The organism is Nonomuraea sp. NPDC050404, assembly GCF_040655495.1.
Taxonomy (GTDB): domain Bacteria; phylum Actinomycetota; class Actinomycetes; order Streptosporangiales; family Streptosporangiaceae; genus Nonomuraea.
Genome location: NZ_JBFAKB010000029.1, coordinates 115800 through 136149, shown reverse-complemented (window position 1 = coordinate 136149; position 20350 = coordinate 115800). Strand labels below are relative to the sequence as shown.

Here is a 20350-nt window from a genome sequence, read left to right as displayed (position 1 = left end):
GTCATGATTCCCACGTATCACCAGCCCGAGTATGCCCAGCCGCAATCAGGCAAGGCCCCTGGCCTGCAGTTTCAGGTTGACACGAGCCCAGTTGGGTTAAGGGAGACAGTTTTGTCGGTGGCGCGTTGTACCGTCGCTTCCTGACTCTGGATCACAATCTTCGGTCTCTGGCGGATGCGTCAGCGCATGCGCCCACGGAGGGAACGCGCATGACGGGCATCATGGAGACAGTCGCGGCGACGGTGGGCCTCAAGAAGCCGCTGACGGCCTTGATCAATAAGGGTTGTATGCCAGTGGGGGGCATCTTCCGCTTGGACTATGACTCGGCGATCGTGCTCACCGATGACTTCAAGAAGCACCAGGCCGGCGGGGTGCCCCGAGGCGGGTTCCTCCTCGCGGTTGCGGGCGAGAACTCGGGGGCCGGGTTCATTCTCGAGGACCAGGAGGTCATCCTGCTGCGCGTGCGGGGGACCGCTCCGCTCCCCAACGAGTCGGAGCTGATTCAGACGCGGCTGGCGGTCGTCCGTGATGCTGGTGCGTCCGGCGTCGGGTTCGACGACGTTACCGATGTCCTCACCCGTAACGAGCTTCAGCAGTCGGCGTTCGACTGCGAGGTGCTGGGGACCTTCTACACCGAGACCGACGCCCGTGATGCGCACATAGAGTACGGCGCGGATATCGACAACGTGGTCGTCTCTGCCCGATATCAGGTCTTCCTGCCGTCCACCGAGGTCCTGTCGTGGCTGGCGTCTTACCCCGAGCCCGCCGATCAGCGGGATGCTCTCGCCATCGGCAAGGTGCGGTTCGCTGCCACCCGGCGTAAGGCGCTGATCGCCGGGACTGACCAGGCGGAAGTGCGTATCGACGTGGCTGACTTCGTCGGTCGCAAGACCGCTGTGTTCGGCATGACCCGTACGGGAAAGTCCAACACGATCAAGACTCTGGTCACCGCGGTTCACCGCTACGGCTCAGAGCACGGCCGAACCATCGGCCAGTTGATCTTCGACCCGCAGGGCGAGTACGCGAACGTCAACAAGCAGGACGGGACGGGCCTGCGCCTGCTGGGCGATGACGACACCACTGTGCGGATCTACAAGGTGGAGCCCGACGCCGGCGACCCGCGCGAGAAGCCGCTGCGTATCAACTTCTACGACCGGCAGGTTCTCGAGGCCGCGTGGAGTCTGGTCAGCGATGCGACGGCGCCGGTCAACACCAACTACGGCAAGACGTTCCGGGCCGCCGCACTCGCGGAGCCGGACCCGAACGACCGTAGCGCGCACTGCCGGTGGTCATGGGCGATGGTCGCCTATTACGGGCTCTTGTCCAAGTGCGGATTCTACGCCGGCAGCCTGCCCCAGGAACTCATCATCCAGGCGAAGGCTGACGCGATGAAGGGGTTCAGCTCCGCTGATGTTGTCCCAGGTAGCAAAGCGGGATATTACCGCGTCCGCACCCCCGCTGGTGCCTTCGCGCTCGCCGAGTGGGTCGGCGACCACCCGACCGAGTTCGACAAATGGCACGACGATCAGCGCTGCGAGTTCAAGGCTATCTGGGGCGTCTATAAGTTCACGGGCATTACTGCGGCGATCCGCACGATTCGCGCCTTCCATGGCGAGCAGTCTGCTGGTGACGTCAGTGAGCACCTGTGGGAGGACATGTGCGCTGGCCGCCTGGCCATCGTTGACCTCTCCAGCGGTAACGACCTGGTGGCCAAGACCATGTCCGAGCGCATCGTCACCCATCTACTTAACCGTGCGGGCGAACGATTTCGCGCTGACGAGGACCCCACCGAGATGCAGATCATTGTCGAGGAGGCACACAACCTCTTCGAGCGCGGCGGTCGCGAGGTCTCCGACAACCCCTGGGTCAGGTTGTCGAAGGAGGCGGCCAAGTACAAGATGGGGCTGATCTACGCGACCCAGGAGGTCACGTCGGTCGACAAGCGCATCCTGTCCAACACCTCCAACTGGCTGATCGCTCACCTCAATTCCGACCACGAGACCAAAGAACTCGCGCACTACTACGACTTCAAGGTCTGGACCCCCAGCATCATCCGCGCCGAGGACATAGGCTTTGTCCGGATGAAAACTTACTCGGGTAAGTACATCGTGCCGGTCCAGATCGCCAGGTTCGACCACGCCATGGTCAACGCCGCCCGGCAGGCTGCCGGGCTCGTCGTGGTCCCTCGCCCTGCTGAAGGTGAGTGATTTATGTCCTATGACGGCGAGAAGGCGTCTCGGCTCGGACACGTGGACACAGTTCGCAACGAGCGAGTAAAGACGGCTCTTCAGCGCTGGTCCATCACGACCGCAAAGCCGGGCAGCAGAGACGAGATCGACGGGCTCTGCAAGCCACTCGAAGATCTGCCGATGGTCGGTAAGCTCGAGGACGTCGACTTCTCGATCACCGTGGACGGCTCTGACACCGAGGTCGAGACAACCCGCGACCACCCCACGGTAAAGGTCGGTTATCTCCGGGTTGCGGGTTCGGTTGTCCGGTTGGACGCATTCCGCAATCTCTCGCGTCTCAAGCACATCGACCCGCGGGAGGTGCGCAAGTCCCACAGTGAGTACGCCTTCGACGTCGCGCTGCCCGGCTCGCAGCTCGCACGCCCGGGGATGACGGGAGCCGACACCTGGCGCGCCGAGCTCGATGACTTCCTGCAGAGTGCGCGGTTTGACTCCAAGACCACCATGACGCTCGCCGACGGGCTCCTCGCGCTTTACGGCGTGCGTGGGGCCCCGGCGACTCGGCTCGCGCTCGGAGTCTGTCCGAGCTGTGGCCTGAAGGCTCCGGACGAAACCACGCTCCTCGTCGGGCTCAGGGGAGGGATCTGCCCGTCCTGTAGTTCCCATCTCTACCTTGCCGACGTGCTTCGCACGCATGAGGAATACAACGTCGAGGGCTCTAACTTCACGCCCTTGGGCCGGGTCATGACGGCCGCAGAGCGCCTGATGTCGCTGTGCTACCTGAACTTCTTTGCAGACCAAGCCCCCGAGGCCCTGCGCCACACCGTCTTCATCACGGACGGGCCACTCGCATTGTTCGGGCCGATGGCTCCGCTCAAGCGCCGGTTCCAGGCGCACCTCAGCGATCTGAGTAGCTGGTGCGCGCAGCATGATCTCGTCGCGCCCCTGATGGTCGGCATCGAGAAAACCGGGGCGTTCGTTGAGCACGCCGAGCAGATCAAAGAGCTCATCCCCTCCGGCCACGTCGTGCGGCTAACCAACAGCTATATCAACAGGATCTCGGGCCGCCCGGAAGAAAACCGATACGGCGTGGATGAATTCTACGGCCGCCGGTTCATCTACCGCACCCGCGCAGGCGACCCTTTGGTTATCACAATCCTTCCCGCTCCGGGGGTATCGCCGTATGACGGGAGCCCCGAGGCTGAAGGTTGGGACGCTTACCCTACGCTGCGGCTGATCTGCGAGATTCTCGATTCGCTCAGGACTCGCATGTACCGGCACGCTGTCGTACCGGTGGCGCTCGCTCACTCCGCGGCAGCGCTGCCCCTGGGTGTTGGCCGCTCCGTCCTGACGATGATGGCCCAGCAGAACATCCCCGGCTTGAAAATCGACATCCAGGCTGTTCAACCGCCAACTTATTTCAAACGGTAGGCCGATCCATGCGGTCGAACACCCGTCCATGCGGCAGTATAAGATCGTGACGACCCTGACCTCAGCGCCCGCCCGCGCCGAAGCCAGCGATCTTGATGTCTCCGGCAGCCCATTCGGCGTCAGCGAGGCCATCCATACTCAGCCACGCCCGTTGGTCCCAACCCTGGGGCCGGTCTCCCATGCTCTGGCCCACGGCCGGTTTCAGTCCCCGCTGCGCTACCCCGGGGCCAAGTCTTCGCTCGCGCCCATAATCGCCAGGATTATCACTTCTGCAAAGCGATCAGAAAAAGTCCCTGAGATCAACCTGTTGGTTGAGCCCTTTGCCGGCGGGGCGTCAGCCTCCCTCCGCATGATCGGTGAGGGTGTCGTCGACCGTATCCTCCTCGCTGATGCGGACCCCCTCGTTACGGCCCTATGGCAGGTAGCGGCCGCTGAGACTGAGCAACTCGTCGACCGCATGCACGACGAGTGGAACCGCTACGTTTGCCATGGGGGAAGAACAGCCGTCGACCGGTGGGACCATTGGCGAGCCTGGAGTCCCAAGCACGGCACGACACCGAACACCCGCCGCCTGGAATATGCCACAAAGTGCCTTTTCCTCAACCGAACCACCTTCTCGGGCATCTTGCATGGGAAGGCTGGGCCCATCGGAGGCCGTGCGCAGGCCAGCGACTACCCGATTAGTTGCCGCTGGAACCCGGAATCGATCACGGAACGCCTTCGATACGTCGGGCATCTTTACCAAGCCGGACGCCTCGTTGACGTCTGGTGCAAAGACTGGCGTCAGACCCTCGACGACGTACCGGAGCACTACCCCCAACTTTTGCCCTCGCGCGTCGTTGCCTACCTCGACCCTCCATACGTTGAAAAATCCTCCCTGCTCTACCGAACCTCGTTCGATCCACGGGGCGGTTACGCCGGAGACGCGACGGACGACTCGCTGCCCAGCGCCGACTCGCTCCATCTCAAACTCGCCGAGTACCTCCGGACCAAGGCACAGTTCAGATGGCTCCTCAGCTACGACCATCAACCTTTGCTGACGGAAAGCCCCTGGTTGTACGCGCGTAACCAGATGACCCCCTCCAAGGCCGACAGAGAGCTCCTCAACATCCGAAGCTGGCGGATCAGCAAACGCCTGGTTACCACCCGGTACTCGGCAGCAGGTCGCACCGGGAAACGGTCCGCGGAGGAACTCCTGATCACAACCCTTCCCCCAGCAACGGTCCCGATCGACGATCAGCTTAGACTTGTTGATGCGGGTCGTGTCCTCGGAGCGGTGTAATGGCTCAACGAGGTAGGTGCCGTGGGTTGATCTTAGGCGGCTGTCGTTTCGGGTGTCGAGCCGGAAGCCGTGGTGGTGGCCTGTGGGGCTCAAGAACACGATTCGTCGCCAGCACCGGGGCGGGACGGCGTTTCGGCCGAGGGGATCACCGAGACGCTGTGGCCAGACGAGGTTGCCGGGCGCCGGTTGGAATCGGCGGTACGGGAGATCAACCGGACGATGCGGCAGGCAGTGGGTTGCGCGGCCAGCGTACGGTTCGTGCTGAAGTCCGGGGAGCGGCGACTGCTGCCGGAGGCATCGTTCGACGCGGACTTCTGGCGGTTCGAGGACGCGTGCAAGCTGGCCTCGATCTCGGCCGAGGACGCTGTGCGGGTGGCGGCGTTGCATGAGGCGCTGTCCTTGTATCGGGGGGCCGCTGCTGCTGGCTGGGTGTGATGATCTGTGGGTGCTCCCGTTGCGGCAGGCCGCTCAGCGGCAGGCGGCCGATGCCGCTGAGCGGATGGCCGAGCTGATGCGGGCCGATGATCCAGGTCGGGCGGTGGACGTGCTGAGGCTGGCGGTCGAGTGCATCGATCCGTACAGCGAGACACTGTGGTTTCTGCTGATGTCGGTTCAAGGCGAACTCGGGCGCCTGCCCGCGGTACGGCGCTCATTCGAGCTGCTGCGGGAGCGGCTAGTCGAGATCGACGCGGTGCCGAGTCCGCTGGCCCGGCAGGTGTATGAGCGGTTCGTGTGTTAGCCAGCCGGTCCTGTGGGTGAGAAGCGGGCTGCGGAAGAGCCTTGACCCTGCCGGGGCTCATGCGTCTGTTCGGCGTAGCGCGTACTGGTCACGCGGGGCATAGGTGGCCAGCATGGCGGGGGTGAGCAGGCAGGAAGGTTGGGTGCCGTAGATGCGGGCCAAGAGGTGCAGAGTGTAAGGGGAGGGGCGTCGGCCTGCCTTCGGCCAGTTCTCGTAGTCAAAGAGGCGCGATTCGCGCAGTCCCGCTCCAGCGGTGTCGGCGAGCCGGTGGAAGACGTTGACTACCTGCGCAGCGGTGAGGCCGGCGGCGTGGCGGTAGAGACGGAGTGGGGTAGCCGGGTGATCAAGGACCAGGATAACGGCGATTTCGTCGATGGTGAAGCCGTGCTGGCGCAGGTATCGGCTGCGCCGACGGCAGTCGAGCAGCGTTTGGTAGCCGGTGGCGGACATGCGTGAGGTCCCCTGTTCCGTTCAGTGTGTGAGGGCGTGTTGTCCCCCGTGAGTACGGGGTTAGGGGACGGTAGGCGGGCTCTGGCGAGGGGCTCAAGTGTCTGCGTGGGGTGATCGTTGGGGGCGGGCGCGGGCCTGTGGTGGCGGTTGGGGTGGCGTTGGTGCTGGTCGGTGTGCGCTGGGTGTGGGTTGCGGGTTGGGGATGTGATTCGGGCGGGGAGGTGAGCGATGGTGCTGGCCGCTTCCCGGGACGGGCCGGGGGCGTGATGGGAAGGGACGCCAGCATGGACCACCACACGCAGCACACGCTGTCGAGCGAGTCGAGTCGCCTGCTCGCACCGCGGACGTATCGGCAGTCGCCGGTGGGGGAGGAGTTCCCGGATCTGGCGCCGGGCCTGGTGATGTCGACGTTCCGTACCCGGCAGGTGTGGGGCGGGATGGCCTGGCGGCAGGCATTCCCGGGACGGGCCGATAAGTCGGCTCCGGCTCGCCGCATGGTGGGCCAGGTACTGGCCGACACCGGCCGGAGGCAGGACGCCGAGTGGGTGGCGGCCGAGCTGATCGCCAACGCCGTGCGCCACACGCGTTCGGGGCAGGAGCGGGGGTTCTTCGTGGTGGAGGTGCTGCGCGGCGCGGACGTGGCCCGGATCGTGGTGTATGACCTGGGCGGCGGCTCGGTACCGGACTTCTCCCGAACGCCGGGTTCGTCGCCGGGGCTGGCCGAGCACGGGCGAGGACTGGCCGGGGTGGCTGAGCTGGCAGTCCGGGTCGGGGTGGCGGGTGATGCGGTCACCGGGCATGCAGCGTGGGCGGAGCTGGCCCTGTCTGGGGAGATGGTTCAGGCGGTGGGCGCGTGCGATGCGGCCGGTGTTGTCGGCCGGGGGCCGGGCCCGGACCGTTCACCCAAGCCGATGCCGATGTTCTCTGGGGAGGTCGCAACCTCAGCGGATCATGTTGACGCCGGTGTTGGCGTCTTGTCGGTGGGCTGTGAGGGAGCCTCTGGTGCTCTGAGGGCGGGCCGGGTGGGTGATGTGCCGATGTCGGCGTGCCGACCGGGCTCCCATGATGGCGAACGGGCGTTTGCTCTGGCCCCGGTCTCTGTCCCCTGCGGGGAAGGGATGGTGAGGCAGGAGGCGGATCGGGTGTCGGCGTTTGGTCAGGAGGTGTGGGCGCGGCAGGCGCTGGCTGGGTTGCGTCGGGATTGGCCTGATTGGGCCTTTCTGGTGATTCGGTTTCGGTGGTTGGCGATGCGTGGTTCCCAGGTGGTGATCGGCGCGGCGGGTCCGGAGGAGCTGCGTCAGGCCCTGCCGCCGATGCCGTTGAGGTGCATCCCGGCTACGTCCGGGTGGGCCCTGTCCATCCTGGGCGAGCGCAGCGCGGTGGAGCCTGGTCCGCCGGTACCGACCCTATCGGGGCAGCTGGGGGTGGAGTCGCATGACGGCTGCGCAGGGCCGGGCAGGTCAGCGCCGCCTGCGTCGGCGTCAGGGGTGGGTGGGGGTGCCGGTACGGGGCTGAGCCGCACCGTGGCGGCGGTTCCGTCGCCGTTGGGGGTGGTGGCTGCCGAACGGTCGGGGACGGGCACATGGGCGGTTGCCGCCGCCGTTGCCGATCCGGTGCGGGTGGCGTGGTGGCCGCAAGGGTGGCCGTGGGGCAGAGGCGGGGGCCGTTCACGGACTGATGCGCAGGCCGGGGAAGACGATCGCCAGTCTGATGCAGGCGGGATACCCGGGGGTGGGCGTCGTCATCGCCGGGTTCGGGCAAAGCCCGCCACAGTGGGCGCTGTGGTGGCCGCCTGAGGCTAGGCGCGTCCCCGGTGTGACGCGGGGGCTTGACACCTGGGGCGCAGGTGGGTGTCGATACCGGTCCGGCCGTCCGGTACGGGGGCGCTGGGCGGCCGGATCGGACGCATCGGGCTGAGGCTGGGCCGCCGTTGGCGGGACGAGGCGGATCCGCAGCCTGCGGTGGGAGGCGGCTGTCGGGTCCGTTGGGGGTGTCGCGTTCGCTGTTGCGGGTTCACGTGAGGGGCGTTGTTCTGTGTTGTGTTCGGTGTCGCGTTTTGTTGTCGCGTCCGGTGTCGCTGCTGAGAGCGCGACACCCGGTGGTGTGTCTTTGGCTCAGGTCATGCGGGTTTCGGCTGTTGCGATGGCCGCCCCGAATCGTCTAAAGACGACTCCCTTGAATATATGTGCGGTACGTTGGCGTGCTGCGTGCCGCGTGGTCCTATGCCGGTGTTTGGTGCCCATCGTTTTCTGCTTTCCGCTGCCTCAAGTCGCGTCCTTGAATAGGTGCGGGGCGTGTTCGCGTGCGCCTGTCGATCTTGTTTATCTGTGCGTTCGACGTGTAGGGGTGTTGAGTGGGCGGATTGGGGTGGTTGCCTCGCATCTGGGGAGGCGTCCCGACTCGCACCCGCGTCCTTCCTGTCGGTCTCAAGCCGACCGCGTTGATCGCGGTTGGGGGCAGATCTCCGTACTGGAAATTGGGGTGGCGTTCCCCCTCGCGATTAAGGCCGCTACCCCGCGAAGGTGTTGTTTTCGCAGGCCTTACCGGTTTCGGGCAGCGCGGTGGGTGCCCCGACTCGTCTAAGGACGACTCCCTTGAATATGTGTGTGGGCTGGTTGGCGCACTGCGTGTGGTTCTTAGCCGATGTGGTTCCCGTCGTCTGCTGCTTTCCTATCTTGCTGATGTTCGTGTCTGGGCTGCTGGCGGGTGCTGGCTTGCCGGCCTTGGTGAGGTTCTTGCGGAGAAGGTCTTGGGTGGGCAGGTTCTCTTCGCCGCCCGCCGCCCGCCGCCCGCCGCCCGCCGCCCGCCGCCCGCCGCCCGCCGCCCGCCGCCCGCCGCCCGCCGCCCGCCGCCCGCCGCCCGCCGCCCGGCAGTGTTTGTCAACCGGGATGCGTATTAAAGTCGCGGATACTTTCGCGCGTCATTCGGGCAATCGGGCATCGTTCGCCGTCGTCCGGTGGAATGGCTCAAGAGCTGGACGCGCGTCTAATGTCAAGCCGATCCTATGGGTTTCTCGTGGGATGTTTCCGCATGTCAGTGGTTTGTTTGTTAGGTCAGCCTCTCCAGCCGTTGGGGTGACATAAAAAATGGCCCGGTCGACTTGCTGCCCGCATTAGGTGCGAGGGATGGTCGTGATGCAATCGAAAAACACCGGCCCGGAATGGGGCCGGGAAATGCGACCGGAAAGGGCGTCACGTCATGGCTATCACCGCACAGGAAAACGCCGCTGTAGAAACCATTCCTACCGGCACCGCCGATGTCATCGCCCCTGCCGACGCGCCCGTGACGGCCCCTGACGGGGCCGGTACCGCCATCCCGGACACCGACCCCGCCACGGATGTGGACGGGCGTGTGGCGGCGGTGTGGGCGGCGCTGAACGCCGAGCCGGGTTCGTCGGCCACGGTGATCGGGGCGGCGGCGGGTCTGTCCCGGATGGTGGCGGGCAAGATCCTCAACCAGTTCGAGGCCGAGGGGCGGGCCCGCCGTGAGCCGGGGGTGAACGGCGGTCAGACACGGGGCCGCGCGGCTGACCGGTGGTTCCCGATCAACAACGACACCACCGCCCCGGACACGTCCGCCCCAGGCACCTCGGACACCCCGGGTGTCGAAGGGCCGGGCATCGCGCCCGCCGCCTCCGACGCTGACGCCTCAGCCCCGGAGGGTGCCGCCGTGCCCGGGTCGGATGAGGGGACACTTCCGGCCGTCATCGATTCGGCGGAGCCGATCCCGGCGGACGAGCCGACCGACGAGGCGGACATGATCGAGGAGGAGAAGGGTCAGCCGGAGCCCCTGAGCGGCGACGAGGCGTCCGGCGAGGATTCGGACGGAGTCCATAGTGACCTTGTCTCCGGCCCGGACGCGCCAGCGTCCGAGCTGAGTTCTGAGCCGGTGACGGATGATCCGGCCTGGGCGCGTGTGCAGGCCGAGCTGGCGGAGCTGATCGACCTGTTCGGCGGGGTCACTCTGGCACGAACCCGGGGCAGCGATGTGATGGCGCTGGGGTGCCTGGAGATGGCCATGTCCAGGGTCGCCTCGGTGCACCGGAACGCGCGGGCGGTGCTGACCGGCACCGACGCCGCCCCGGCCCGTCCGGTGTCCGGTGCCCGGCCGGGCACCGGTGTGGGCGGTGGGGTGCGGCCGGGGGCGTTGCGGGATCGGGTGCACGCGCACCTGCTCGAGTACCCGGACAAGGACTTCACCCCGTACGAGATCGGGAAGGTGCTCGACGCCTCATCCGGTGCGGTGGCCAACGCCCTGGACCGCCTCGTCAACCTCGGTCACGCGGTGCTGACGTGTGAGCGGCCCCGCCGGTTCGCCCTCGCCCCGGCCGTCACCCCCACCCAGGCCCCCGCCCCGGCCGAACCCGGCACCGAGGCGGCGCACACCCACGGCGACTGAGCCCCCGGGCCGGGCGGGCCACCCACACCAGCCCGCCCGGCCCCGGACCCCGTAGCCCGTCCGGTCATTCCTACCGACCCGTGCCGCGACCCACGGCCCACCCCTCGCGCCGGGCGGCAGCACCCCCGACCGGCCCGCCCCGCCGGTCCGGCCAGCACCGATCACCGGTCCACCGGCCGCCCCTGAAGGCTGTACCCGACCGCCCCCTCCGTCATCGCGCGCCTGTTTCGCATGCCCGTACATCACCACCACGCATCAGCACCGCACCTCAGAAAGGGACCTGTCATGGCTCACGAAATCGAGATCTTCGCTAACGGTTCGGCCGGGTTCGCCGCCGCCGGGAAGCCGGGCTGGCATGGGCTCGGCTACACCGCGCCCGGTCCGATGACCGCCGAGGACCTGCTGTCCAACGCCCAGCTCGCCGGGTGGAAGGTGCGGAAGGTGCCGGTCGGCCAGGTCACCGACCCCGTCACCGGCCAGCCGGTCGTCACGGACGAGGACTTCCTCGTGGTACGGACCAACCCCGTCACCGGAGCACCGGAACGGCTCGGCCGGGTCGGCAAAGAGTACGAGGTGCTGCAGAACGAGGACGTCACCGCGTTCCTGCAGACGCTGGTGGATGAGTCGGGGGCGGTGTTCGACACCGGCGGGTCGCTGAACAACGGGCGGCGCATCTTCGTCACCATGCGCCTGCCCGAGCCGCTCATGGTCGGCGGGTTCGACCAGGTCGACCTGTATCTGGCGGCGTTCTCCCGGCATGACGGGTGGGGGTCGTTCGTCACCGTCGCGACCCCGGTGCGGGTGGTGTGTGCGAACACGGAACGGGCGGCGTTGGCCAATCATGCCTCGAAGTTCACCGTGCGGCACACGGGGCGGATGGCGGGGCGGATCGCCGAGGCGCGGGAGGCGCTGAAGCTGACCTGGAAGCACGGGGAGGCGTTTGCGGCCGAGGCCGAGAAGCTGCTCGCGGTGCCGATGGAGGTCAAGGAGTTCCGGCAGTTCGCCAACCGGCTGCACCCCCTCCCGGCCGACGCGAAGGAACTCGCGAAGCGCAATCACGATCTGACGATGCGGGAGCTGGAGTACCTGTTCGCGCAGGCGCCGACGCAGGAGCCGATTCGGAACACGCGGTGGGCGGCGTACAACGCGGTGACCGAGCGGCTGGATCACAAGAGCCCGGTGTTCGGCAGCCGCGACGTGGCCACCGTGCGCGCCGAGCGGGCCCTGCTGGACGATCACGACAACGCCAAGCTCAAGGCCCGCGCGTTCCGGCTCCTGGCCACCGCCTAACCCACAACCCGCCTGACCCACAACCGGGCATCCGGTACGGCCCCGAGGCGGGGCTGTACCGGCCCGACGCCGCCCACATGCGGACCGGCCACACCGCATCCCGCGCCGATCCACGGGGCCGCCTCCGTAGGTGCGGCGATCCCCCCGGCCCGGGGCCGAGGGATCTGACCGGCCGCAACCCCCAACCCGCCCACGTCACCAACCGTCACCGAAGGAGATCGTCATGGGACGACTCGAAGAGCAGGCCATCCGTCACGCCAACACCGCCCGCTGGGAACTCGGCGAGGCCCTCACCCGCATCGCCTCCCTCGATGAGGAGGGCACGTTGCACGACAAGGACCTCGCTCGTATCGCCTGCGCCTATCAGCGGATGTCGTGGTGGCAGCAGGTCACCGACCTGACCCACGGCCGTGAGGACACGGTGGACGGTGGCACCGCCGTGCTGACCGTGCGGCAACGGGCCCAAGAGGTGCTGATCAACGCCCGCCCGGTCATCAACGGCGGCCTGTTCGCCCTGGCCATGGCCGAATCCCGCCGAGGCGGCGCACGGGCCTTCCTGGACGCGACCGAGAAACTCGCCGAAGCGCTCGCCCTCCCCTGTGATCAGGGCGTCCGTCCGGCCGACACCGGTGCCCCGGCTGCCGCGACCGTGCGGGCCTCGGCTCATAGGCACCGGCCGTGACGGTGCGGGTGAACGCCAATCCGCAAGCTAGGCGGCCAGTCCTTGACCTCTCACCCCTCACCTGCCCCAATCGCCCGACGAAAGGAACACCCGCGATGGATGACCCCCGCCAGCCCGGCTCCCTGCCCTCACCTGGAAAGGAGGGGCGATCGTTCGATTGGCTAACCCGCGAGAAAATCACCGCAACCCGCCAGGCGTTCTACACGGCAGCGGCCAAGGCGATCTTCGCGTTGCAGAACGGACGACGGCTCTACGGCGAGCACCTGTTTGCCACCGCCCACGCCCAGGCAGCACGCGCCTGGTGGGACCTGGTGGACGAGGAGGTCACCGGTAAGAAGCTAGCCTGCGATCACGCGGTCCGGCGGGTGCGCTCCTGGGCCCGCCACTACCTCACCACAGAACCTCCGGTCGCCCGGCCGGGCACGCTGTTCGATCACGCCCTCGCGCACGCCGCGCGTATGGCCGCGCGTGACTTCCTCACCGACAGCAGCCACCTGCTCACCCAGCACCTCATTGGCCAGGCGGACACCTTGGCCACGTCCACGGCCACGGCCGTGGAACACGACCACGACCCCCGGCCGGTTAGCCCCGACGCGCCGCCCTCGATGGTGGCGGGGCTGTGACCGAGCAACCGGCCCCGTCGGCGCATCCCGGTGCTGGCGACATCCCCCAAGGAAAGGACACCACCGTTATGAACGACGCCCCGCAGTATCCCGCCACCGGCGCTCCACCCGAAAAGCTTCCGGTCGCGCTGGAGGCGATCATCGAGCAGGCCCGCAGCGCCCGCCAGCATCACCTCGACGACATCGTCCGGCGTCTGGGCCGGGGCGAGCGGCTGGCCGCCGAGCAGGTTTACAACACCCTGCGCGCGCAGACCCTCGCCACGTGGTGGCTGCTGGTGGCCCGGCACATCCAACACGCCGAGAGCGGAGGCTTGAACCCGGCTCAGGCCGTGGCCAGGTTCGTCTCCTGGATCAAGCCCTACCTCGACGACCCCACCCCGCCGGACCCCAGCCCGGCCGTACCGGCAGACGGGCAGGCCGGCGAGCTCGAACTGGCGCTGGCCCACCTCGGCCACAGCCTGGCGCTGATCCGGCAGGGCGCCGCCCGAAGCTTCCTCGCCCAGGCCGAGTCCCTGATGCCGGCCTGCTCCGCAGAGCAGGCCGGTGGTGGTTCGACGGGGCAGCAGGCCACGGCATGACCCACCCTCACCACACCGGATCCGGCACCTGCACCTGCACCGGCGAATCTACGTCCACCGCGCCGGAGACCACGGCCACGAACAGTCCAAAGTCGGGGGTGGATAGTTCGCGGGTGGAGTTCTTCCAACTGCTCGGCTGGCGGTGGGACATCACCGCCGCCAAAAAGCTCACCCAGGGCCGGACCCCGGAGCGGCGGATCATGACCGAATGGTGGGCGGTCATGCTCAACCTGGTCACCATCGACGCCGAACACGCGACTCAGGTGGATCTGTCCGAGCCGCTGATTGTGGCCACGGTCCCGACCGGCGGCATGCTGATCATCGACGGCTGGCACCGGCTGAGCAAGGCCGTGACCATCGGCCTTCCGGAACTGTCCGCCGTGGTGCTCACCGCCGAGGAGGAACACGCCTGCCGCATCCTCGGCGGAAACGACGACAGAAACGAGGGCGGAGAAGAATGGCCGGAGGAGGAGGCAGCGGGTAGCGCCTGAGCCGGTGGCGTAGGTGGCATGCCCCGTCCAGCACAATCGAAGTGTGCTGGGCGGGGCACACCTCCTGCACCACCGGATCAGCCCCAGCCGTCCGGCAGATCCGCCGTGAGAAGGGGATGTGTACCATCCCTGACGCGCGCGATCTTCTCCATCACCTTTTCCATCGTGGGGTTCTGCATCAGGTACGGGTTGGGCCCGAGCCCGAGGGGACTCACGTAGCGGGCGGGCTTGTCCGGCTTGGGCTCCGCTTCGATCGGCTTGACGAGGGGTCCGCCACCATCGGGTGCGTCTGCTGGGCTCGGGTAGAGGGTGTGGCCGATGAGCCGGAGCACGGACTCGATGGGCCACAGGTAGTCGAGCAGGCTGGTCTCGTCGTCGTCGGACAGGGTGGGGTCTTCGGGCCGGTTGCGGTTGCGCAGCTCGACCTGGGCGGCCTTGGCGAGGTGGTCGTAGAGGCGTCCCTCCAGCCAGCCTCGCTACTGTTCAACGTTTCGTCGTCGTTGGATTCGTAGCGGATGAGCAGGGCCCGGTACCAGTGGGCGCGGTCTTTGAGCTGCTGCAGCACGCGGTGACGCAGGCCCGGTGTGGTGGCCTTGCCGACGTAAGCGCCCCACCGTCCCTCGTGATCGGGCCGGTCGAGCAGGAGATAGGCGCCGGGCACGTTCCAGCCCTGCTCGAGGCGGTTGGCGTGGGCGCGGTCGAGCAGGAGCATGCCGGCGACCTTGTGCTTGGCACGAATCTTCAACGGGTTGTTGAGGTCGTCAGAGAGGCTGACAACGAGCTGGGACGGGGCGAACCGCATCGCGCACACGGGGGTCTTCCTTTGCCTGGCGCTGCTGAAGGCTTCTCGAAAAGTATCGGCCAAATCGCTCTGTGTGACCACGAATTTCGGGAAGAACGTGCAGCTCGCCCGCAGATAGGGCGTCTACTTGGCACCGGACGACGTTACACCGGATGCGGTTGCGGCCCTGGGTGGGTGTTGCCCCGCGCGGTCCGTGGTGGTCATGCGGGGGCGCGGTGGACCTGTCCACGGCCAGCGGGGAGCCGTACGGGGCTGTTAGGCGTGCCGTACGGTCGTCCCGTATGCGGCTACGCTGTCGCTGTGGCGTACGGTCAGCGTGCATCGGGCTGACCGGCGGTTGAATGGGCCATCGGTGATTAAATCCGCGATCTGCTTCTCCTCCTGACGAGGCGGTCTCATCTGGTGGGCATCGGAACGGCCCTTCATCGTCGTCCAGACCCCGCCAGGGGACCTACCGCCTCTCGACATATACCTCCAGACGCCCTGCCACCCTGTCCGCACCCGCCGCGAGGATCTATGGGCTGGCCAGGGCAGGTTGAACGAGACAACAAGACGCCCAAGCGATCGGCAGGCGGTGAACCTCCCGGACAGGAACACCTTGCCAGATCGCCTGGTCCGCACGCCTTTGCACGGGTCGGATCCCCCTCCGGGCATCCGACCCGTGCGCGCATCATCGTCGGCGTGATCGCTCGGCAGGACTCGGTGCGGTCTCCTTTTCAGGCGAGTCAGGAGGGGTTTATGGCGGCCTCGATGTCTGGGGTGAGGGCCAGGCTGGATCTGGTCTCGCTGGGCGGCTGGTTTGGCACGTTCCGGGAGTGGCTCATCTACGGCGCCAGTCCGTCGGGTAGAAGATCGGCTCGTTGGCTCCGGATAGGGTGAATTGGCAGGTCCAGTCGGAGATCTGGGGCCGCTTCGCCTCGTCCCATGCCCATACGTGCTGGAGCAGTTCGTAGGCCACATCTTGGCAGCCGGTATAGCGAATATGCCCGTCACGCTGCACCCATGCTGTGCCCTGCGTCGGGTCGTGCAAGCAGACCATGCCGAGCGCGGGGTCAAGGTCCTCCGTGTAGGCCCGGGTCGTTCGATGGTCGTGAACGCCGAGGGCGAACCAAAGATCGAAGTAGGCGTCGTCGACGAGGGTGGGGACGGCGTCGGAAATCGTCGTGAGCTCGACCGCCGGCAGTTGAGGGTCGGTGGGGGCCTGCTGGGGGCGCGGGCCATACAGGGGGTCGCCGGCAGCCATGAAGTCGCTGGAGGTGACCCCGCGGCCGACCAGCCCTCTTCGCTCCTTGAAGGTGATCGCGAGGGTCGGGTGGAACCCGGCGTGGAAGGTGGGCGCCAAGATCATTCCGTTGGGTGCTAGCTGGGAGAGCCAGCCGGGGCTCACCCCGGTGATGCCGCAGGTGACCACGATGCGGTCGTAGGGACCGCGTGAGGGGTGGCCGAGGTAACCGTCCGCCACGTGAGCTGTTGCGTTCCGGACACCGGCTCGTTGCAGACTGGCGTTGGCTTCGGAGACGATGACGTCGCTGATATCGACGCTGTCGACGGGCCCTTCCGTGATCGCTGCGATAAGGGCGGCGTTGTAGCCGGTGCCTGCACCGATTTCGAGCACGCGGTGGCCTGGCCGAAGGTCGAGGGCTTCCAGCATGCGCCCGACGACTCTGGGCATGCTGGCAGAGGACGGGCGACCGGCGGCGTCGTGCGGCCGGTGGGTCATGAGGGCGATGTCGGAGTAGATCTTGTTCAGCAAGTCGTCGCTGAGGTCTCCGTTGACCTTGATGTAGGCGTTGTCGTTCTCGTAGAAGCCGGGGATGAACAGGTGCCGTTGGACGTTGCTGAATGCTCGGTGAACGACTTCGCTGCGGATGGCGTCGATCTCCCGCAGATTGTCGGCGAGCGCCGCCATCCGATCGGCCACGCTCGCGGGTGTGTTCCGTGCTGTCATGCGGTTTCTCCTGACGGGACAGTGAAGACGACGGTGTAGAGGGCGATGGTCGATGGGTCCTCGCCGATGGGACGTCCCTCGGCTTCGAGCCACGCGTGGGACATGAGCGGCGGATAACGCATGCCAGTGCGCCAGGTGGGCCAACTCCGGTGACGGCGTTGGCACAGGAACGCGGTGGCGGTGGAGCGCAGGAGGCAGCCGCGGTCGCTGCCACACCGGGGGCTGATGGTCGTGATGACGGATCGGGCGTAGGCCGTCTGCTCGGCGGTCGCCGCTGTCATCGTGCGGGCGCGTCCGGCCAGATAGGCGGCCAGCATGCGCGGGGAGTCACGGTACAGCAGTAGCAGGTACCACGCGGATATCAGCGCCAGGCGTCCCTCGAGGTGTTCTCGGCGTGTCAGGGGAACGGGCTCTGGCAGAGCGGCGAGGCTGCTCATGTGATCCTCTCCATCAGCAGGTCGGCACGGGAGAGTTGGCTGACGAGCGCCTTGACGTCAGCGTGCGCCTGGGTGCTGGTGACGACGTAGGCGTTGCTGAGCTTGTCGGCGGCCTCAGCGAGGCTGCGTCCCTCGATGAGGGCATCCACGACGAGGGCGGCGGTGGGGTTGAGCGCGAAGTATCCGCCGGCCTCGACATCGAACAGCAGGTGGCCGTGACGCCGGACGTTAGGCCCCAGATGCCAGGACATGCGCACCTTCTCCCTTGAATGTTCGAAGCCACAACTCCAGGGCGATCGTCTCGGTCAGGAAGGCCAGGGGAACGTTGCCGACGATCCCGTCCGGCCCCACGGAATCAACGGCGTGGTGCAGAGCGGCAGGGTCGATCAAGCCTGCTTGGGCCAGGGCACATCCCGGGCCGAAAAGGTCCAGTACGGCGTCTCTGTTCTTCTTCAAGCCGTGGAGGAGGTCATGGTTGTGGTGGCCTTTGTCTCTCCGGGTCAGGAGGTCTGGAGCCGCGGGGTGCAGGGCTGTGGCAAGCAGTGGCTTGGGTCGGTACGGGGTTGTGCGCTCCTCGGGCCTGGTGCCGAGGCACGCTTCGATGACCGACTGGTCGAAGTAGGGAAAGTGGCTGGCCACCCCCAGCCGGGTGAGCGCCTCCTGGTAGAGGCCGGAGCGCCGCGCGCTCGCGTTGATCAATGCCAGCGTGGCGTGGGTGAGCCGATCTCCGCTGGGTCGCGGGACGGATCTCGTGACAGCGAGAACCTGGTTGACCGCCTCCGGCGTCGCCCACGGGGGCATCTGGGCGCGGGCTTCCCACCCGAGGAGCGTGGGCGGTTGGCCGTCGGGCCGCCAACGGCCGGGGCGGTGGGAGACGCCCCGGGTGCTGACAGCGATGCTGGCGAGCAGAGAGAGCGCGGCTATGCCGTGGAGAGCGGCGTATCCGCGGAGGTGGCGGATGCCGACCCTGGGGTTGCGCCATAGCCCGGAGAGGTAGGCCAAGGGCGCGAGAAGAACCTCATCCCCGCCCTGGCCGTTGAGGTGTGCTCCGCTTCCGTATCCGGCGATGACCGTCGCGGTATGGCGGACGCGGGCGCAGGAGACCGCGAAGGAGATCGGCTCATCGAGGGTGATCGCCGTCTCGGCCATGTCGTCGAACAACGAGGGGTACCTGCTGGCGTGGAGTACTCGATGTTCGACGCCGGCCAGCCGGGTTGCGCAGCGCTGGGCCCACCTGGCATCAGGGTTGTCCGGTGTGGCCGAGGCGACGGTGAGGAGCAGGGTGTCGCCGGTGGGCCTGGCGAGGCTCGTCAGCGCGGCCAGGGCGGTGGAGTCCAAACCTCCGGAGAGTTGAACGCTCACCTTCGGTGCGGAGGAGGCTCGGATGGCCACCGCGTCAGTGAGCGCCACGGAGAGCCGCTCTGCGCCTTCGGCAAGGTGAAGTGTCGGTTCCGGTGGCGACCAATACCGCTCGACCGTGACCGCTGCTCCGCCGAGCTGGATGCGGTGTCCCGGCGGAACGGGTGTAACGCCCCGGAAGGGGGAAAGCATCGAGCACCGCAGCGTCGCAGGCATTTCCGGGGCGAGTAGCCGTGCCGCCAGCCAACGCTCGTCTATCTCGCTGCCCACCAGCTCGGCGAGAACGCCGGCCCGGTTGCCCGCGATGACCTTGTCGGCGAACTTCGCATAAAACAGACGGGCCAGCCCTGCAGCGTCGCCATACGCCTGCGTTTTCCCGCCCTCTGAGAGGATCAGGTAATAGCTTCCGGGCAGCCGGGCAAGGCGGTCGTGATGGCCGTCCTTGGCGGCCTGGTCAACGGCGCGTTGCAACTCCTTCGCCGATATGGGGCAGAACCCGGCGACCGCTACGCGGAACGGTCCACAACTGGAGAGGCGAAGGTCGTTGCTCTGGTGCCCGGACGGGTTCTCCCGATAGCCCCGCCCGACGATCCAGGGGCGTCCTGTGGCGTGGCGAGCGAGAACATGCCCTCGAACGACCAGAGATTGTCGGGCCGCCCGAGGGAGGTTCTCGTCAGGCAGCACGCAGAACCATGCAGGCTGCTGCTCGACGAAACTCATTGGCTACCTTGGCTATTGGGTGTAGTACTGGCCAGCGTCGGAGTCGTCGCTGTTGCCGGTGCTGACGGTGCCCATCGTGCTGGCGGCGAATGACCCGACCGGGATGACCTGAGGGGGCTGGTACGAATCTGTGGTGCGGGATCGCATGGTGTCCTCCTTGTGGGGGAGCGGAAATTCATCATGGCGTGCAACGGGCCGCCTTTGTGGGGCTTGCGCAGCGCTGATAGATGGCTGTGAAAGGTGTGCGGCCTCCTCGCTGGCCTCCTTTCGTGGCCGTGTAGGCGGGCGAATTGCTAAATGGCTGGCGACGTCATACGCGGATCATTCTGCGCGGCTTTGCAACGGCATGGAACTGGCCGCTCGCAGGCGTTCGTGCGCCGCTTTAGCAGCCTCCCGCAGACCTTCGAGGTCGGGTTTCTCCGTCTGGCGTCGCTCAGCTTGGCCAGGCAGAGGCGAGGGCGGCGCGGTTGGTGGAACGTACGGCATGGCTATCAACTCCGAGGCACGTTGGCGGCTCTTGGCCCGTGCTAGTCGTCGTCGCGCTTCCTTGCGAGGGAGCGCGGACAGTCGGGGTGGCGGCATCGTGGAGGAAGGCAGAAGACACCAGGGGCTGATGCTTCTGCCTTCCCCGCCTGGCCGACGACTGCACGCATCTGCCACGACTCGCGCAGTCGGAAGATGAGCGGCCAGGGATGGTCGTCCCGCAGCTTGCAAGGGACGGTGTTGTTCGGATCCCACCTCGACGTCTGCGGGACGAACGGCACCCGCCAGCCAGAGCGGTGTCTGTCTGGTGGACGCCTGGCTGCGCGATTGCGGCGAATCTCCCCATCGCCCAGCAGTCGCGCCAAGACGTGACGCCGCCGCTGCCGTTCCTCGATGGAGCAGCAGACCGGTCGCCCACGTCTCGTTTCATAGCCTGCCCCTCTGTCTC

The 20350-nt window shown here is 67.1% G+C and carries 19 protein-coding genes; 12 read left to right on the top strand and 7 right to left on the bottom strand.

Annotation, left to right across the window (positions count from 1 at the left end; genetic code table 11):
* Window positions 1-209 precede the first annotated feature (209 nt).
* The 5 genes from AB0I81_RS50980 (at window position 210) to AB0I81_RS50960 (ending at window position 5641) form a co-directional block, all read left to right on the top strand.
* A complete protein-coding gene (locus AB0I81_RS50980) occupies window positions 210-2207 on the top strand; it encodes a DUF87 domain-containing protein (protein WP_360674562.1) in 1998 nt (665 codons plus the stop codon).
* A gap of 3 nt (window positions 2208-2210) precedes the next feature.
* Entirely contained in the window at window positions 2211-3620 is a 1410-nt protein-coding gene (locus tag AB0I81_RS50975) for a hypothetical protein (protein ID WP_360674559.1), read from the top strand.
* 46 nt (window positions 3621-3666) lie between these two features.
* Window positions 3667-4902, top strand: coding sequence for a DNA adenine methylase (locus tag AB0I81_RS50970; RefSeq protein ID WP_360674556.1), 1236 nt, complete (start codon window positions 3667-3669; stop codon window positions 4900-4902).
* Between the two features lie 219 nt (window positions 4903-5121).
* Window positions 5122-5337 carry a hypothetical protein gene (locus tag AB0I81_RS50965; protein WP_360674553.1) on the top strand — a complete coding sequence of 72 codons (216 nt, stop codon included), beginning with the start codon at window positions 5122-5124 and terminating at the stop codon, window positions 5335-5337.
* 10 nt (window positions 5338-5347) lie between these two features.
* Window positions 5348-5641: a bacterial transcriptional activator domain-containing protein gene (locus AB0I81_RS50960; RefSeq protein ID WP_360674550.1), complete on the top strand. Its 294-nt coding sequence runs from the start codon at window positions 5348-5350 to the stop codon at window positions 5639-5641.
* Between the two features lie 57 nt (window positions 5642-5698).
* Here AB0I81_RS50960 and AB0I81_RS50955 read toward each other — a convergent pair whose 3' ends face one another.
* Window positions 5699-6091, bottom strand: a complete 393-nt coding sequence (locus AB0I81_RS50955; protein WP_360674547.1) for a hypothetical protein — start codon at window positions 6089-6091, stop codon at window positions 5699-5701.
* Window positions 6092-6375: 284 nt separating this feature from the next.
* Between AB0I81_RS50955 and AB0I81_RS50950 the strand changes: the two genes are divergently transcribed.
* The 7 genes from AB0I81_RS50950 to AB0I81_RS50920 all read left to right on the top strand — a co-directional run bounded on the left by AB0I81_RS50950 (window position 6376) and on the right by AB0I81_RS50920 (window position 14153).
* Window positions 6376-7887 carry an ATP-binding protein gene (locus AB0I81_RS50950; RefSeq protein WP_360674544.1) on the top strand — a complete coding sequence of 504 codons (1512 nt, stop codon included), beginning with the start codon at window positions 6376-6378 and terminating at the stop codon, window positions 7885-7887.
* A 1402-nt stretch (window positions 7888-9289) separates the two neighbouring features.
* On the top strand, window positions 9290-10489 hold the full coding sequence (locus AB0I81_RS50945; protein ID WP_360674541.1) for a hypothetical protein: 1200 nt from the start codon (window positions 9290-9292) through the stop codon (window positions 10487-10489).
* Between the two features lie 285 nt (window positions 10490-10774).
* Window positions 10775-11779, top strand: coding sequence for a DUF932 domain-containing protein (locus AB0I81_RS50940; RefSeq protein ID WP_360674538.1), 1005 nt, complete (start codon window positions 10775-10777; stop codon window positions 11777-11779).
* Between the two features lie 223 nt (window positions 11780-12002).
* Window positions 12003-12461, top strand: a complete 459-nt coding sequence (locus AB0I81_RS50935; protein WP_360674535.1) for a hypothetical protein — start codon at window positions 12003-12005, stop codon at window positions 12459-12461.
* Between the two features lie 95 nt (window positions 12462-12556).
* Entirely contained in the window at window positions 12557-13084 is a 528-nt protein-coding gene (locus AB0I81_RS50930; RefSeq protein ID WP_360674532.1) for a hypothetical protein, read from the top strand.
* Window positions 13085-13152: 68 nt separating this feature from the next.
* Complete coding sequence (locus AB0I81_RS50925) at window positions 13153-13662, top strand: hypothetical protein (protein ID WP_360674529.1); 510 nt, start codon at window positions 13153-13155, stop codon at window positions 13660-13662.
* A 113-nt stretch (window positions 13663-13775) separates the two neighbouring features.
* Complete coding sequence (locus AB0I81_RS50920) at window positions 13776-14153, top strand: ParB N-terminal domain-containing protein (RefSeq protein ID WP_360674526.1); 378 nt, start codon at window positions 13776-13778, stop codon at window positions 14151-14153.
* A gap of 77 nt (window positions 14154-14230) precedes the next feature.
* Here the strand turns inward: AB0I81_RS50920 and AB0I81_RS50915 are convergent, their stop codons facing one another.
* The 6 genes from AB0I81_RS50915 to AB0I81_RS50890 form a co-directional block, all read right to left on the bottom strand.
* Window positions 14231-14485 carry a hypothetical protein gene (locus AB0I81_RS50915; RefSeq protein ID WP_360674523.1) on the bottom strand — a complete coding sequence of 85 codons (255 nt, stop codon included), beginning with the start codon at window positions 14483-14485 and terminating at the stop codon, window positions 14231-14233.
* Window positions 14486-15775: 1290 nt separating this feature from the next.
* Entirely contained in the window at window positions 15776-16903 is a 1128-nt protein-coding gene (locus tag AB0I81_RS50910; protein ID WP_360674520.1) for a methyltransferase domain-containing protein, read from the bottom strand.
* Window positions 16900-17340, bottom strand: a complete 441-nt coding sequence (locus AB0I81_RS50905; protein ID WP_360674517.1) for a lasso peptide biosynthesis B2 protein — start codon at window positions 17338-17340, stop codon at window positions 16900-16902. Before AB0I81_RS50905 ends, AB0I81_RS50910 begins: the two co-directional genes overlap by 4 nt.
* The gene (locus AB0I81_RS50900; protein WP_360674514.1) at window positions 17337-17591 is read right to left on the bottom strand and encodes a PqqD family protein; all 255 of its coding nucleotides are present in this window, start codon (window positions 17589-17591) and stop codon (window positions 17337-17339) included. The genes AB0I81_RS50905 and AB0I81_RS50900 overlap by 4 nt, the downstream gene beginning before the upstream one ends.
* Entirely contained in the window at window positions 17569-19419 is a 1851-nt protein-coding gene (locus tag AB0I81_RS50895; protein WP_360674512.1) for an asparagine synthase-related protein, read from the bottom strand. Before AB0I81_RS50895 ends, AB0I81_RS50900 begins: the two co-directional genes overlap by 23 nt.
* A 12-nt stretch (window positions 19420-19431) precedes the next feature.
* The gene (locus AB0I81_RS50890; protein WP_360674509.1) at window positions 19432-19566 is read right to left on the bottom strand and encodes a lasso RiPP family leader peptide-containing protein; all 135 of its coding nucleotides are present in this window, start codon (window positions 19564-19566) and stop codon (window positions 19432-19434) included.
* Between the last annotated feature and the right edge of the window lie 784 nt (window positions 19567-20350).

What these genes read in the sequence shown, in the direction of transcription:
- AB0I81_RS50955 (WP_360674547.1), bottom strand. Translation starts at nt 6,091, where the DNA reads ATGTCCGCCACCGGCTACCAAACGCTGCTCGACTGCCGTCGGCGCAGC.
- AB0I81_RS50910 (WP_360674520.1), bottom strand. Translation starts at nt 16,903, where the DNA reads ATGACAGCACGGAACACACCCGCGAGCGTGGCCGATCGGATGGCGGCG.
- AB0I81_RS50965 (WP_360674553.1), top strand. Translation starts at nt 5,122, where the DNA reads ATGCGGCAGGCAGTGGGTTGCGCGGCCAGCGTACGGTTCGTGCTGAAG.
- AB0I81_RS50945 (WP_360674541.1), top strand. Translation starts at nt 9,290, where the DNA reads ATGGCTATCACCGCACAGGAAAACGCCGCTGTAGAAACCATTCCTACC.
- AB0I81_RS50900 (WP_360674514.1), bottom strand. Translation starts at nt 17,591, where the DNA reads ATGTCCTGGCATCTGGGGCCTAACGTCCGGCGTCACGGCCACCTGCTG.
- AB0I81_RS50950 (WP_360674544.1), top strand. Translation starts at nt 6,376, where the DNA reads ATGGACCACCACACGCAGCACACGCTGTCGAGCGAGTCGAGTCGCCTG.
- AB0I81_RS50925 (WP_360674529.1), top strand. Translation starts at nt 13,153, where the DNA reads ATGAACGACGCCCCGCAGTATCCCGCCACCGGCGCTCCACCCGAAAAG.
- AB0I81_RS50935 (WP_360674535.1), top strand. Translation starts at nt 12,003, where the DNA reads ATGGGACGACTCGAAGAGCAGGCCATCCGTCACGCCAACACCGCCCGC.
- AB0I81_RS50980 (WP_360674562.1), top strand. Translation starts at nt 210, where the DNA reads ATGACGGGCATCATGGAGACAGTCGCGGCGACGGTGGGCCTCAAGAAG.
- AB0I81_RS50895 (WP_360674512.1), bottom strand. Translation starts at nt 19,419, where the DNA reads ATGAGTTTCGTCGAGCAGCAGCCTGCATGGTTCTGCGTGCTGCCTGAC.
- AB0I81_RS50890 (WP_360674509.1), bottom strand. Translation starts at nt 19,566, where the DNA reads ATGCGATCCCGCACCACAGATTCGTACCAGCCCCCTCAGGTCATCCCG.
- AB0I81_RS50975 (WP_360674559.1), top strand. Translation starts at nt 2,211, where the DNA reads ATGTCCTATGACGGCGAGAAGGCGTCTCGGCTCGGACACGTGGACACA.
- AB0I81_RS50930 (WP_360674532.1), top strand. Translation starts at nt 12,557, where the DNA reads ATGGATGACCCCCGCCAGCCCGGCTCCCTGCCCTCACCTGGAAAGGAG.
- AB0I81_RS50905 (WP_360674517.1), bottom strand. Translation starts at nt 17,340, where the DNA reads ATGAGCAGCCTCGCCGCTCTGCCAGAGCCCGTTCCCCTGACACGCCGA.
- AB0I81_RS50940 (WP_360674538.1), top strand. Translation starts at nt 10,775, where the DNA reads ATGGCTCACGAAATCGAGATCTTCGCTAACGGTTCGGCCGGGTTCGCC.